The 14,011-nt window shown below is 66.5% G+C and carries 8 protein-coding genes; 4 read left to right on the top strand and 4 right to left on the bottom strand.

Translation table 11 applies throughout. The features are described from left to right. Positions 1-10: 10 nt before the first annotated feature. Complete coding sequence (locus FKZ61_RS12790; RefSeq protein ID WP_141610517.1) at positions 11-784, bottom strand: glucose 1-dehydrogenase; 774 nt, start codon at positions 782-784, stop codon at positions 11-13. Between the two features lie 50 nt (positions 785-834). Continuing rightward, a complete protein-coding gene (locus FKZ61_RS12785; RefSeq protein ID WP_141610589.1) occupies positions 835-2,196 on the bottom strand; it encodes a glutamine synthetase family protein in 1,362 nt (453 codons plus the stop codon). A 317-nt stretch (positions 2,197-2,513) separates the two neighbouring features. On the opposite strand from FKZ61_RS12785, the gene FKZ61_RS12780 reads away from it, so the two are divergent. Then, complete coding sequence (locus FKZ61_RS12780; RefSeq protein WP_170199645.1) at positions 2,514-3,308, top strand: winged helix-turn-helix domain-containing protein; 795 nt, start codon at positions 2,514-2,516, stop codon at positions 3,306-3,308. A 30-nt stretch (positions 3,309-3,338) separates the two neighbouring features. On the opposite strand, the gene relA is transcribed toward FKZ61_RS12780, so the two are convergent. Further along, entirely contained in the window at positions 3,339-5,966 is a 2,628-nt protein-coding gene (relA, locus tag FKZ61_RS12775) for a GTP diphosphokinase (protein ID WP_229964237.1), read from the bottom strand. Between the two features lie 626 nt (positions 5,967-6,592). Between relA and FKZ61_RS12770 the strand changes: the two genes are divergently transcribed. After that, a complete protein-coding gene (locus FKZ61_RS12770) occupies positions 6,593-8,722 on the top strand; it encodes a prealbumin-like fold domain-containing protein (RefSeq protein WP_141610515.1) in 2,130 nt (709 codons plus the stop codon). Positions 8,723-9,223: 501 nt separating this feature from the next. Then, complete coding sequence (locus FKZ61_RS12765; RefSeq protein ID WP_170199643.1) at positions 9,224-10,174, top strand: UbiA family prenyltransferase; 951 nt, start codon at positions 9,224-9,226, stop codon at positions 10,172-10,174. Positions 10,175-10,303: 129 nt separating this feature from the next. Here the strand turns inward: FKZ61_RS12765 and FKZ61_RS12760 are convergent, their stop codons facing one another. Further along, positions 10,304-11,257: a cytochrome c oxidase assembly protein gene (locus tag FKZ61_RS12760; protein ID WP_141610513.1), complete on the bottom strand. Its 954-nt coding sequence runs from the start codon at positions 11,255-11,257 to the stop codon at positions 10,304-10,306. A 116-nt stretch (positions 11,258-11,373) separates the two neighbouring features. On the opposite strand from FKZ61_RS12760, the gene FKZ61_RS24010 reads away from it, so the two are divergent. Further along, positions 11,374-13,983, top strand: coding sequence for a PEP/pyruvate-binding domain-containing protein (locus tag FKZ61_RS24010; RefSeq protein WP_141610512.1), 2,610 nt, complete (start codon positions 11,374-11,376; stop codon positions 13,981-13,983). The last annotated feature ends 28 nt before the right edge of the window (positions 13,984-14,011 follow it).

Genomic DNA, 14,011 nt, shown 5'->3' with positions numbered 1-14,011 from the left:
ACCGGGGGCATCACTCCGGCGTGACGTACGCCGCGGTGATGCCCCCGTCCACCACGAACTCCGCGCCGGTGACATAGGACGATTCGTCCGACGCCAGGTAGAGGGCCGCGTAGGCCATTTCCCGGGCCTCGCCAAAGCGGCCCATGGGGATGTGCACCAGGCGTCGCTGTCTCTTCTCCTCCGTGTCCAAAAAACGCATCAACATCTCTGTTCGCAGAGGGCCCGGGCAGAGGGCGTTGACCCGGATCCCTTCCCGCGCATGGACCACGGCCAGTTCCCGGGTTAGGGCCAGCACGCCACCCTTGCTGGCCGTGTAGGCGATCTGGGGCGTGGCGGCGCCCAGCAGGGCCACGAACGAGGCCGTATTGATGATGGAGCCGCCGCCGGCCCGCCGCAGCGCGGGGATGCCATATTTGCACCCCAAAAACACCCCCTTCAAGTTGATCGCCATGGTCAGGTCCCAGATGGCCTCGTCGGTGTGGACCGCGTCGTCGTCCTGGCTGTGCATGATGCCCGCGTTGTTGAAGAGGACATTGAGCTGGCCGTAGCGGGCTTCGGCCTCCGCCACCATGCGTTCGCAGTCGGCCGCCCTGGACACATCCGCCTGGACGAAGAAGGCATCCCCGCCAGCCTCCTGGACCAGCCGGACCGTCTCTGTGCCCGTTTCCTGGTTGATATCCACCACCACGACCCGGGCCCCCTCCCGGGCGAACAGCTCTGCCGTGGCGCGGCCGATTCCGCCGCCGCCACCGGTGATCAACGCAACCTTGTTTTGCAAACGCATGGGTTGACTCCTGCCATTGATGGGTGCGTACCACAGGTTTTAGATTCGTTTTAGATTCGTTCGAAATATCGCCGCCGTTCCCAGTCGGTCACGGCCCGGTCGTAGGCGGCCTGTTCCACCCGAAAGAAATGGGTGTAGTGCTCCACCACCTCCTCACCCAGCACCCGGCGGACAAATTCGCTCTGCTCGAAGAGGTCGGTGGCTTCTCCCAGGCTGCGGGGCACGTGGGGAAGGTGCCGGGCGGCGTAGACGTCACCGGCAAAGGGGGCCGGCGGTTCGATCTGTTGGGCGATGCCCTCCAGCCCGGCAGCCAGGGACGCGCTGTAGGCCAGGTAGGGGTTGCAGTCCGCGCCGGGGACCCGGCATTCGATGCGCAGGCTCTGGCCCCGGCCCACCACCCGGAAGCCGGCAGTACGGTTGTCGTAACTCCAGGCCAGCCGGGTAGGCGCCCAGGATCCGGCCTGGTAGCGTTTGTAGGCGTTAACCGTAGGCGCGTAGAAGACCATCAGCTCTGGCAGATAGTGGATCCAGCCTCCCAGGAACCAGCGGAACAGGGGCGAGGCCTGGACGGGGCCGAAGGTTTCACCGCCAGCAAAGGCATTGGTGCCGTCCTGCCAGAGGCTCAGGTGGAGATGGCAACTGGAGCCGGCCTGGCCTTCGGCAAATTTGGCCATGAAGGTGACGCTCAGGCCCATCTGGTCCGCCACCTCTTTGAGGCACTGCTTGTAGAGGGCGTGGCGGTCGGCCATGGTGAGGACGGGGCTGTAGCGGATGTTCAGCTCGTGCTGGCCCAGGCCCCACTCGCCCTTGGAATTTTCGACTGGCACACCGGATCGCTTCAGGTGACGTCGCACCGCAGCGGTGAAGGCCTCCACCCGGCTGCCCTGGAGGATGTGATAGTCCTCGATGTACCAGCCGGCTGCGTCCAGGTCCCGGTAGCCCCGACGGGCCGCTTCCCGGTAGGAGAGGCGGAAGAGGTAGTATTCCAGTTCCGAGGCCCCGTAGGCGGTGTAGCCCAGGGCTTCTGCCCGTTCCACCTGGCGGCGCAGGAGGGTGCGGGGCGCCAGGGAGACCTGCTGATGGCTCGCTTCATCCTCCACATCGCAGATCACCAGGGCCGTGCGGTCCAGCCAGCTGGCCAGCCGTAGCGTCTGGAGATCGGGCACCAGATGAAAATCGCCGTAGCCCTTCTCCCAGTTGGCGTACTGGTAGCCGGGGACCGGCTCCATCTCCATGTCCACCGTCAGGAGATAGTCGCAGCCATGGGTGCCGTGCTGGCTGACTTCCTCCAGGAAAAACTCAGCGTCGAAGCGCTTGCCCATGAAACGACCGTAGAGGTCGCTGAAGGCCACGATTACGGTGTCGACGCTTCCAGCCTGGACCAGTTCCGCCAGCTGCTCCAGGGTTAACATTCCGGTTATCTCTGTCACGGTTGGCTTCCTGTGGACTGGGTTGAACAGTTTGTCGGTTCGCGGCTGCTGTGGGAAAATGGAAGTTCGTCAGCGCGCCCGATCAGGTTGCCCCCCCACCCTGGCTCCCTGGCCCGGGTCGTGGGGACGAAATCCAGGCAAATGGCGCGGCAAATCACAAATCAAATGACCATTGCAGCCCAGGACCATCTCCAGTATAATGGGGAGACCACTTCCAGCGCACCTCCAGTTGAGCAACAGCGAGCATGACGGACCAGACAGCGGATTCCAACGCCTCTGCGGATCGGCCGGGAGGATCTTTGGCAAATGCCCGGATTTCGGCCGATGGACGCCAATCGACCCTGCCCGGTGTCATTCGGGTGTTGTATGTGGGCCGCCAGAATCGGGTGGTGGATGAACTGGCCGCGCTGTTCGCGAGGACGGCGGAGCCGGCCACTGAGGGGCCAGATGATGGGGAGCCAGCCGGTGGCGAGACGCCCTGGTGCTTAGAACCCATCGAGTTCACGGCTGTGACCAACCAGAAGGCGGCCCTGCACCTGATCCGGACGCGGCCGCCCAAGGTGCTGCTGGTGACGGTTGATGCCAGGCCCAACAGCCGGGGCCGCTTCTGTGAGATGGTCCGCTATCGGCTACCCACGGCTGCCATCTTCGCCGTGGGGCCAGCCCGGCCAGTGGGAAACGTCCACTTTGACGGCTTCATCCAGGTCCCCCTGGACCATGCAGAGGTGCTGGCCGCCATCCGCCAGATCCAGAATCAATACGCCAGCCACGTGTTGGAGCATGGCCCCATCCGCCTCAACGTGGCCACCCGTACAGTCTTCACACCCCACGGCCAGCACCACATGACGCCCAAGCAGTGTGCCCTGCTCCAGTTTTTGATGTTGCATCGAAATGGGGTGGTCCGTCGCCAGGAGATCATGGAGGCCATCTGGAACACCTCGTACATGGAGGATACCCGGACCCTGGACGTACATATCCGCTGGCTGCGGGAATGCATCGAGCCCGACCCCTCCAACCCCATCTACCTGAAGACGGTGCGCGGCGTGGGCTACCGGCTGATTTTGCCTGCCCCGGGGGAGGCCTCGGGCGGTTGAAGTTCGCCGCCCGGGGCGGAGCCGGATGGGTCAGCTCACCTTGCGCCTGGCCTCCACCACATTGGGCAGGCGGTCGATCTTGGTCAAGATGCGGGTCAGTTGGGCGGCGTCCCGAATTTCCAGGGTGGCGTTGATGACCGCCAGGTTGTCCTTCTGGCCGGTGACCGCCTCCACGCTGATCATGTTGATGTGTTCGTCCGCCACCAGGGCTGCCACGTCCCGCATGAGCCCAGAGCGGTCATAGGCGCTGACCTGGATGCTGACGGGGAAGGTGGCCTCTGGATCGGCTGCCCACTGCACATCGATCAGGCGGTTCTCCTGGCCACGACGCACGATGTTGGCTACGTTGGGGCAGACGGTGCGGTGGATGGTCACGCCCCGCCCTTTGGTGACGTAGCCCACGATGGCGTCGCCTGGGACGGGGTTGCAGCAGCGGCCCAGGTGGGTGAGCAGTCCCTCCACGCCCTGGACTCGAAAGCCGTCGGTGGCGGAGCTGCGGCGTCGACCCTCGGCCCCTTTTTCGCCGCCCTCTCGTTCCAGCTCTTCCCAGCGAGCCCGTTCCCGCTCCCGGCGTTCCTTCTCCAGCACCTTCTGGGCCAGATGCTGGGAGTTGATGTCCCCATAGCCGATGGCGGCCAGGAAGTCATCCACCTTGTCGTAGTTGAAGAGCTTGGCCATGCTCTCAAAACTTTCGTTGATGGCCAGCCGCTTCATCTCCTTTTCCAGCATCTGCCGCCCGCGCTGGATGTTCTCTTCCCGGCCCTGTTTGCGCAGCCAGGCCCGGATCTTGCTGCGGGCCCGCTGGGTGGCCACATACTCCAGGTTGGGGTTGAGCCAGTCCCGACTGGGGCCGCCCCGTTTGGCCGCGATGATGGTCACCTGGTCGCCATTCTGGAGCTTGTAGTCCAGGGGAACCAGACGCCCCCGGATGTTGGCCCCCCGGCAGCGGTGGCCCAGTTCCGTGTGGATGGCGTAGGCAAAGTCGATGGGCGTGGAGCCGGCCGGCAGGTCGATCACGTCTCCCTGGGGGGTGAAGACGTAGACCCGGTCGTTGAAGACGTCGGTCTTCATGCCGTCCACGAATTCCCGGGCGTCGGTGACCTCCTGGCGCCATTCCATGAGCTGGCGCAGCCAGGCGATCTTCTCCTGGAAGCGGGCGTCGTGCTTTTTCTGCTCCTTGTACTGCCAGTGGGCGGCGATGCCGTATTCCGCGATCTCGTGCATCTCCCGGGTGCGGATCTGGATCTCCATGGGCTTGCCGCTGCGCTTACTCAACACCGCGGTGTGGAGGCTGCGGTACATGTTGTCTTTGGGGTTGGCGATGTAGTCGTCGAATTCCCCAGGGATGGGCCGGTAGTTGCTGTGGACTACGCCCAGGGCTGCGTAACACTGGGCCTCCGTCTCCACGATGATGCGAAAGCCGTGGATGTCGTAAATCTGGTCGAAATCCACGTCCTTGCGCTTCATCTTGCGGTAGATGCTGTAAATATGTTTGGGCCGGCCGCTGACCTCGGCGGGAATGCCGGCCTTGGCCAGGAGCTCCTCCAGCTCTCGCTTGATCCGGGCCACCCACTTTTCCCGCTCTTCCCGCTTCTGCTGCATGGCCTTGGCCAGCTCCCGGTAGGTGTTGGGCTCCAGGTAGCGGAAGCTCAAGTCCTCCAGCTCCCATTTGATCTGCCAGATGCCCAGGCGGTTGGCCAGGGGCGCGAAGATGTCCAGGGTTTCCCGGGCAATGCGCTTCTGTTTGTGTTTTTTCTGGCTGCCCAGGGTGCGCATGTTGTGGAGGCGGTCGGCCAGCTTGATGATCACCACCCGCACGTCGTCCACCATGGCCAGGAACATCTTGCGCAGGGATTCGGCCTTGGCGTCGGCGATGCCCTGTTGGGCATTGCTCAGCTCATTGATGCGCTTCAGCTTGGTGACGCCATCCACCAGGTTGGCAATGTCCCCACCGAAGTACTCCCGCAGGTAGGCCAAATCGAACTGGGTATCCTCCACCACGTCGTGGAGGAGCCCCGCGGCCAGGGTGTCCACATCCAGCCGCAGCTCGGCCAGGATGGTGGCCACCGCGATGGGGTGGAGGACGTAGGGTTCACCGCTATGCCGTCGCTGTTCCCGGTGGGCATAGCTGGCCACCAGGTAGGCCCGCAAGAGCAGCTCCCGATCGGCCGGGGTGAAGCTGGCGGGCACCCGCTGGAGCAGGTTCTCCATGGCCTGGAGCTCCTCGGGCGTGGGCTGGATCTGGATAGTCCCCTTACGGTCGGCGGTGGGGAGCGGCGGCAACTTTTGCAGCGCGGCCAGCAACGGCGTGGCAGGCCGCCCCGCCTCCTGCTGGACGGCGGGCGGTGCCTGTGGCTGTGGTTCTGGCTTGGCTCTTTCCAGGGCGGACGTGGATTGGGGCGCGTCATCCCGGCCAGGACGGCCCTCGTCAAAGGAAACAAACTGGGCAGCTCCGTTGATGTAGACCTGGACGCTCGGGTCGCCCCGCAGCTCCGTATCCACCGTCAGTTCTGCCTGCCCCTCTTCGGCCACACCGGTTTCGGGGCGAATGGGTTGTTCGGTCCTATCGTCGGGCTCGCCGCTCGACGCTGGAGCGTTTTCTGTGGTTGGCCTGGCAGGTTGTGTCCCGTTGGCCTGGCTATCCATCTTGACAAACATTGGCTCCTCGCCCTCTCCCTGAATATGCACCCTCGTTTGGACCCGAGAAACCGGATGGATCCCCAATGGATATCCGGTGAAAATCCCCCCTCGGTCAGGAATTTCCGTCAAAAACACGCCAATACAGTCGAAAAATGACAAGCGCCCAAAAATTGTGACAACAAGTTAAGAGATTTAACCATCATTATACCCCCTCTTGGAGCCGCTGGCAATGGGAAAAAACATCCGGGCGGCATCCACATTGGCTGGCGCGGCTCCAGGCGCTGCCAACCTGAAAGGGGGGCCAGCGCGTAAATTCGGCAGGGGGCGTTCAATTTGTGGCCATGTGACAGGCAAGTGACAGGTTCATAATCAACAAAACTCGCTATGATGTAAGGGCGGTGCAAGGATATTGCCCCGTTGATTAGACGACTTCCTGGGGCAGGGGACATCTTGGTGGGAAAGGGAGGTCGCACATGAAGCGTAAACAGCAGGTTCAGCGGAGTGACGCAAAGGATCCTTTTTTCTTGAATATGGCGAAATTTTTTGGAAATATGGCAAAACGACCGCACAAAAGGTCAACCTCCACATTAACCTCCCGCCGTGCTGGCCGGGGCCTGCATCGTTTTTGGCGGCGCGGCCTGGCCATGGGCCTCCTGATCGCCGGGCTGTTGGTCTTCTTGGGGACCGTGCCCGCGGCGCAAGCGGCAGAGCCCCGTCAAATGGCGGGGAATCCCCGCTGTGATGACCTGGGGTTGGGGGATCTGGAGGACTTTAAAATCGAGCCGGAGCGGCTCTACATGAACAACGAGGCCTTCGCCAGCAACGACGGCAGCTTCACCGGCACCTACCACCTGGACGGCGTGGGGATGGTGCAGGTGACCGTCACCGGCTGGAAGGATGGGGATGAAGAGAACCAGTTCCGCTGGCAGACGGACTTCCCGGTGGCAGCGGTGATCGTCAAGGCCAAAGGCGCGCTGGTGTACGACTACACCGGCCAGGGGGGCGCCACCGCCGACGAGGGGCTCCACGCGCCGGAAGACAAGGGCATCAGCCACATCAACTTCTGTTTCACCAAACCGCCGAAACCTACTCCCACGCCGACGGTAGAGCCCAGCCCGACACCCACGCCGACGGTGGAGCCCAGCCCGACGCCCACACCGACGGTGGAGCCGAGCCCGACGCCCACGCCGACGGTGGAGCCCAGCCCGACGCCCACGCCGACGGCGGAGCCCAGCCCGACGCCGACGCCGACGCCGACGGTAGAGCCCAGCCCGACGCCCACGCCGACGGCGGAGCCCAGCCCGACGCCCACACCGACGGTGGAGCCCAGCCCGACGCCCACGCCGACGGTGGAGCCCAGCCCGACGCCCACGCCGACGGCGGAGCCGAGCCCGACGCCCACGCCGACGGCGGAGCCCAGCCCGACGCCCACGCCGACGGTGGAGCCCAGCCCGACGCCCACGCCGACGGCGGAGCCCAGCCCGACGCCCACGCCGACGGCGGAGCCCAGCCCGACGCCCACGCCGACGGTGGAGCCGAGCCCGACGCCCACGCCGACGGTGGAGCCGAGTCCGACGCCCACGCCGACGGTGGAGCCCAGCCCGACGCCCACGCCGACGGCGGAGCCCAGCCCGACGCCCACGCCGACGGTGGAGCCCAGCCCGACGCCGACGCCGACGGTGGAGCCCAGCCCGACGCCGACGCCGACGGCGGAGCCGAGCCCGACGCCCACGCCGACGGTGGAGCCGAGCCCGACGCCGACGCCGACGGCGGAGCCCAGCCCGACGCCCACGCCGACGGCGGAGCCGAGCCCGACGCCCACGCCGACGGTGGAGCCGAGCCCGACGCCGACGCCGACGGTGGAGCCCAGCCCGACGCCCACGCCGACGGTGGAGCCGAGCCCGACGCCCACGCCGACGGTGGAGCCGAGCCCGACGCCCACGCCGACGGTGGAGCCGAGCCCGACGCCCACGCCGACGGCGGAGCCTCTGCCGGGCAAGGTGGTGGTGGTGAAGCAGACTCAACCGGAAGGCAGCACGGGGCAGTTCAGCTTCGCCGGCAGCTTTGGCCCCTTCACCTTGGGCGGCGGCCAATCCCAGGCCTTTGGCGGGTTGGCGCCCGGCACCTACCAGGTGGCAGAGCAGACTCCGGCCGGCTGGGTCTTGGTCAACGCCACCTGTGACGACGGCAGTACGCCCGATGCCATCCAGGTGGACGCCGGCGAGACGGTGACCTGCACCTTTGTGAACCGTCGACAGGTGTACGACCTGGCCCTGGAGAAGCAGCTGCCCGAGATCCTGCCCGTGTTGCGGCCGGGGGATCCGGTCACCTTCACCCTGCGGATTGCCAACCAGGGCGAGCTGGACGCCCACGACATCGTGGTGACGGACTGGGTCCGGCCGGAAGATTTCGTCTTCCACGCCGATGCGAATCCTGGTTGGACCGGGGACCCAAGCCGTCCCCAGCGCCTGGTCCCCCTGGTGCCGGCAGGACAGTCGGTGAGCGTCCCCATCGTCCTGCATGTGGCGCCGGATGTGGATGGCAGCCGCTCGCTGATGAACTGCGCCGAGATCCAGGCCGACGACGGTGACGACCAGGATTCGACGCCTGGAAACTATGGCGGGGGCGCGGCCCAGGAAGACGATACCGGTTGCGTCGAGGTACCGGCCACCCTGGTAGAGCCATTGAACCCGACCCGCCTGGATCCGGAGCAACAGCCCGGCATTCCGGCGGACCGGGGTCACGCCATCTACCTGCCCATCGTCCGACGATGAGGGTATTCCGGCCGGAATTCATCGACGGTTTCCGTCAGAGACCGTGCCACTGAATTTCTGCTGAGGCATCGACGCCGGACTGTACCCGTAAGCCGGTTGTCTCTGCCAGCCAGTTGTGGCATTCTGTAGCGGCGGCACGCCGAACTACCCCTGGGGGGAGCTCGGTGTGCGGCCGCTTTCTGTTGTCTGGCTCTACGACAAAATGACACGGATGACCCAGATTCACCACCCTTGCAGTCGATGCGTAGGCGCGGGCCGCCTTGCCCGCCCGCTGTCGCCAATCGCGAAAGGGCGCCGGTTCGTGGTAGGGGCGGCCTCCCCCCGGACGTCGGCACCCGTCGATCCGGTCACCTCCGGCGGGCCAGAGACCCGCCCTACCCCGTGGCACCCCATCCGCACGGCTGGCAGCCCGCGCCTACAGCGAGGGCCCCGTGCCCGCCCGTTGTGGCTGAAAATAAAATGCAAGGATGGTAATCTGCGGTTTCTTCAATGGAATCTTGCATGGATGCGGAGATAAGTATGGTGCGGAATGGGCGGATCCTACCCCTGTGGCGACGCTTATGGATCTACCAGGCAGAGCGCTTTCCCCTCTTGAGCCATGGCCTGTTGGTGACCATCATGGCGGCGGGGAGCCTGGGATTTTCGGCCCGGGCCCGGGGACAGGCGGCCTGGCCCGGCTGGCTGGCGCTGGCAGCGGCATCCTTCTGTGCCCTGGGCTTTTTCTTCCAGCTACGGGTGGCCGATGAGTACAAGGACTTCCACGACGACCAGGCCCATCGCCCCTACCGCCCCGTACCCCGGGGCCTGATCCGCCTGGAAGAGCTGGCCCTCCTGGCGGTAACGGTGGCCGGGATCCAGGCGGGCCTCACCCTCTGGCTGGGTCCTGCCCTGCTGCCCTTTCTGCTCGCTGTGTGGGCCTACATGGCCGCCATGCGCTGGGAGTTCGGCCTCCACCGCTGGCTGCGGGCTCGGCCCTGGCTCTATCTGGCCTCCCACATGGTGATCGTGCCCCTGATCGTCCTCTTTCTCACGGCCTGGGACTGGCGGCTGAGAGGGAGCAACGCTCCCCCTGGCCTGGGCTGGTTTCTGGCGCTGGGCTTTTTCAACGGCGTGCTCTTTGAGGTGGGGCGCAAGGTGCGCGCCCCAGCAGACGAGGAAGCGGGCGTGGAGACTTACACAGCCCTGTGGGGGTGCCGGAAGGCCACCCTGGCCTGGCTGGCGGCCCTGGCCCTGGCTGCACTCTGCGCCCTGGCGGCGGCCCGCCCTGTGGGTATGGTGGAATGGACCGGGAGCGTGGCGGCGGGGTTGGGCGTGTGGGCCATCATCGCGGCCCGGCGCTTCCTGCAACGGCCGGTGACCGCCCGGGCCCGGCAGGTCCCCCTGATCTCGGCGCTGTGGGTTCTGGCCCTGTACGTCGTCCTGGGCATTCTGCCCTTTCTCCTGCCCGGCTGACCGGGTTTTCCCCGGATGCATCTCCCCAACGATGCGGGACCTACGGGCTCCGTTGGACTTCGGACCCCAGACTCCGGGCCATCCACGACACAGCTTCTCTGGACCTATTTCTGCTTCTGCCGGGCCGTACTAATGATGGTCCAGATCCACGTTGCGCAGGATATTCTGGCGGGCCCGATATTCCAGGCCGGGTGCCACGAGCTTGTCGTGGGCGTCCCAATGGAGAAGATGCTGGGGACCGGTGCTGCCATCCTGGGCAAAGAGCCGGTTGAGGAGGAGGACGATGGTGGAGATGTAGACCAGGCTGCCCACGACCCAGACCAGCGCACCGCTGAGCATCTGGTCCTCCATCAGGCCCAGGGGCAGGGGGGGCTGGACCTGGGCCGGCCAGGCGGCCCGAACCTGGACGTAGTGGCTGTACAGGGGGGCGCTGGAAAAGGCGATGGTGACGCCTGCCACCATGTTGGGGATTTCCACCCCCAGAATGGCGGCCACGCTGCCCCAGCCAGGGCAGGCCCGGCGAATCCGAGGGCCCGTGTTGGTCACATGGCGCCAGAAGAAGAGGGCCACGCCCAGCAGCAGCCAGGGCTCCAGCAGGCGGGCCATTTCCCGGTCCAACACCCAGTTGGTCAGGCGCGGATCATGCCAGAGCAGCATGCCGCTGAGGAAAGCAAACCAGGCTGTGGCCGGGTGGACAACCAGCCGGAACCATCGGCTCCTCCGCCCCCGGCGCAGCCAGGAGACCAGGGGGCGTCGCACGGCGAAGGGCATGCCCCGCAGGATGACGTGGAACGGGCAGGCCAGCCACAATAGCGGCGGTACTAACATGTAGAGCAACACCATCTGGAAGGTGCGCGCCGTCAGCAGGTATGGGCTCCATGCCTGCATGGGCGAGGCCAGCGCCGTCAGCAGGAGCAGGACGCCAGCGCTCCATGCCGCCAGGCGCTCTCCCCGGGCAAAACTGACGCGCCCATGGCCCGGAAGCCGTTTCCGCAGCCGCAGCCAGGCCAGCAGGTAGAGGCCACCCACGGCCAGCAACACCCCCAACGCAGTCAGTTGCCAGCCCATTGTTGACAGGTTCATGAGGTTGCATCACAATCGGATGGAAGCGCCCCGGCTTCCATCCCCGATGGTTGCCGACTATAGGGGTAGAGTAGCCACCATGATGGCATTTGTCAAGAAAAGTCTACCATGCAACCATGAAGCCTACCTTCGTGTTCGACGCCTGCTCCCCTGAATCCCTGCCGGAACTCTCGGGCAAGGCCCGCGGGCTGGCCCTTGCCGGCGGCGCGGGGCTGCCTGTGCCGCCCTGGTACTTCGTGGCGCCTTCGGCCCTCCTGGCCGCCCTTTCTCCAGAGCAGCAGGATGCCCTGGCCCGGGCAACCGACGCGGGCGCAGCCCAGGCCGCCCTGGCCCACCTCCGCCTGCCCCCTGCGTTGCTGACCGAGCTGGCGGCCGCGAGCGCGGACCTGGCCGGCGACGGCAGCCTCCTGGCTGTGCGCTCGTCCGCGCCCGACGAAGACAGCCGCGGCCACTCCTTCGCCGGGCAGCTGTGCAGCTTCCTGAACGTCCCCCCCGACCAGGTTCCCCAGCGCCTGGTGGAAGTCTGGCGCTCCGGCTTCAGCGAACGGGTCTTTGCCTATCGCCGGGAGCATGGCCTGCCCCTGCCGCCTCCCCCGCCCGGCGTGATCATCCAGCGGATGGTGGAGGCCCGGGTGTCCGGGGTGGCCTTCAGCGCGGATCCTGTCAGTGGCCGGCGCATCGTAGCCGTGGTGGCCGCGGTGCAGGGCCTGGCCGAAGGCCTGGTGGCCGGCCACGAGCAGGGGGATACCTACCGGGTGCAGGCAGACGGCACCGTGCTGGAGCGTCACCTTCAGCACGAGGATGCCCCACTCCTGACGGATGCAGAGATCCGGGCCGTGGCAGCCCTGGCCCGTCGGGCCGCCGCCATCTTCAGCCGCCCCCAGGACATCGAGTGGGCCCTGGCCGGCGACGGCCAGCTCTATCTGCTCCAGTCCCGTCCCATCACCGGCCTGGCGGATCTGCCCGATCCCGACGCACCGCCGGTGCTGTGGGACAACAGCAACATCATCGAGAGCTATGGCGGCATGACCACACCCCTGACCTACTCCTTCGCCCGGCGGGCCTATGAGGAGGTCTACCAGCAGTTCTGTCGCATCTTGTACGTGCCGGAGGGGGTCATCCAGGCCAACCGCCACGTCTTCGCCGCCATGATTGGCCTGATCCGGGGGCGCATCTACTACAACCTCCTGAACTGGTACCGGGTGCTGGCCCTGCTGCCCGGCTTTCGCGCCAACCGCCACTTCATGGAGCAGATGATGGGCGTGAAGGAGAGCCTGCCCGACAGCCTGGTCGCGGAGTTGGACCAGAGCACCTGGCGGCAGCGCTGGCTGGATCGCCTCTACCTCCTGCGCACGAGCCTGGGACTGGTGTTGAACTTCCTCCTGCTGGAGCGGCGTAAGCGGGCCTTCTATCGGCGGCTGGCGGACGCCCTGGGCCAGGGGCGGCCAGATCTGACGGCGTTGCGGGCTGACGAGCTGGTGGCCTACTACCAGCGGCTGGAGCGTCTGTTGCTCACTCGCTGGGATGCGCCCCTGTTGAACGACTTCTTCGCCATGATTTTCTACGGCGTGCTGGGCCGCTTGACCGCCGCCTGGTGTGGCGACACCACAGGCAGCCTGCGCAACGATCTGCTGAGCGGCAGCGGCGGGATGATCAGCGCGGAACCGGCCGAACGGGTGCGGGAGCTGGCCCGGCTGGTCCTGGATGCCCAGGCGGCCGACCCGGGCTTTGTCCGCCGCCTCCAGACGGGCACCCGGGCCGAGATCGAGGCCTCCCTGCCCCACGCCCCTGCTTTCCAGCGGGCCTACAGGGCCTACCTGGAAGAGTTCGGCGAGCGATGTCGCAGCGAGCTCAAGCTGGAGAGCCCCACCCTCCACGACGATCCCCTGCCCCTGTTGCGGGCCGTGGGACAACTGGCGGCGCTGGGCCAGCCGGGCCTGGAGGCGCCGGAACGGACAGGCACACGGGACCAGGCCGAGCAGCAGGCCCTGGCGGGGATTGGGCAGAGTTTCTGGCGGCGCTGGCTTTTTCGCTGGGTTTTGCAGCAGACCCGCCGACGGGTGCGGGATCGGGAGAATCTGCGCTTTGCCCGCACCCGGGTCTTTGGCCGGGCCCGCCAGATCTTCCGCGAGCTGGGCAAGCGCCTCTACGAAGTGGATGCCCTGGACGACCCGGCGGATGTCTTCTACCTGGAGGTGGATGAAATCTTCGGCTTTGTCGATGGTACCACCACCTGTGCCGATCTGCGGGGGCTGGTCTCGGTGCGGCGGGCCGAGTTTGCCCGCTATGCGGCCATGGAAGCCCCGGCGGAACGCTTTGTCACCCGGGGCATGGTACACCGGGGCAACCGCTTCCAGGCCGACTCCCGGGAGGAGCAGCCCGGGCCGGCGGCTGGTTCCAAGCAGGGCCTGGGCTGTTGCCCCGGCGTGGTCCGGGGACGGGTGCGGGTGGTGCGGGATCCTCTGACGGCCGGCCTGGAGCCGGGGGACATCGTGGCGGCCGAGCACACCGACCCCGGCTGGATCCTGATCTTGCCCATGGCCGCCGGGCTGCTGGTGGAGCGGGGCAGTCTCCTCTCCCATGCTGCCATTGTGGCCCGGGAGCTGGGCATCCCGGCGGTGGTGGGACTGCGGGGGCTGACCGCCTGGCTGGCGGACGGCGACTGGGTGGAGCTGGACGGCGGAACCGGGGTGGTCCGCCGCCTGCCGCGCGACGGCGGGCAGTAGGGCGAAGCGAAAGTGCGTTTCAACGCAC

The organism is Litorilinea aerophila (assembly GCF_006569185.2).
Lineage (GTDB): Bacteria > Chloroflexota > Anaerolineae > Caldilineales > Caldilineaceae > Litorilinea > Litorilinea aerophila.
Note: the sequence above shows the minus strand (reverse complement) of the source record. Positions and strands in the feature narration are given on the sequence as shown.

What these genes read in the sequence shown, in the direction of transcription:
- FKZ61_RS12790 (WP_141610517.1), bottom strand. Translation starts at nt 784, where the DNA reads ATGCGTTTGCAAAACAAGGTTGCGTTGATCACCGGTGGCGGCGGCGGA.
- FKZ61_RS12785 (WP_141610589.1), bottom strand. Translation starts at nt 2,196, where the DNA reads ATGTTAACCCTGGAGCAGCTGGCGGAACTGGTCCAGGCTGGAAGCGTC.
- relA (WP_229964237.1), bottom strand. Translation starts at nt 5,966, where the DNA reads ATGTTTGTCAAGATGGATAGCCAGGCCAACGGGACACAACCTGCCAGG.
- FKZ61_RS12770 (WP_141610515.1), top strand. Translation starts at nt 6,593, where the DNA reads ATGGGCCTCCTGATCGCCGGGCTGTTGGTCTTCTTGGGGACCGTGCCC.
- FKZ61_RS12765 (WP_170199643.1), top strand. Translation starts at nt 9,224, where the DNA reads ATGGATGCGGAGATAAGTATGGTGCGGAATGGGCGGATCCTACCCCTG.
- FKZ61_RS12760 (WP_141610513.1), bottom strand. Translation starts at nt 11,257, where the DNA reads ATGAACCTGTCAACAATGGGCTGGCAACTGACTGCGTTGGGGGTGTTG.
- FKZ61_RS24010 (WP_141610512.1), top strand. Translation starts at nt 11,374, where the DNA reads ATGAAGCCTACCTTCGTGTTCGACGCCTGCTCCCCTGAATCCCTGCCG.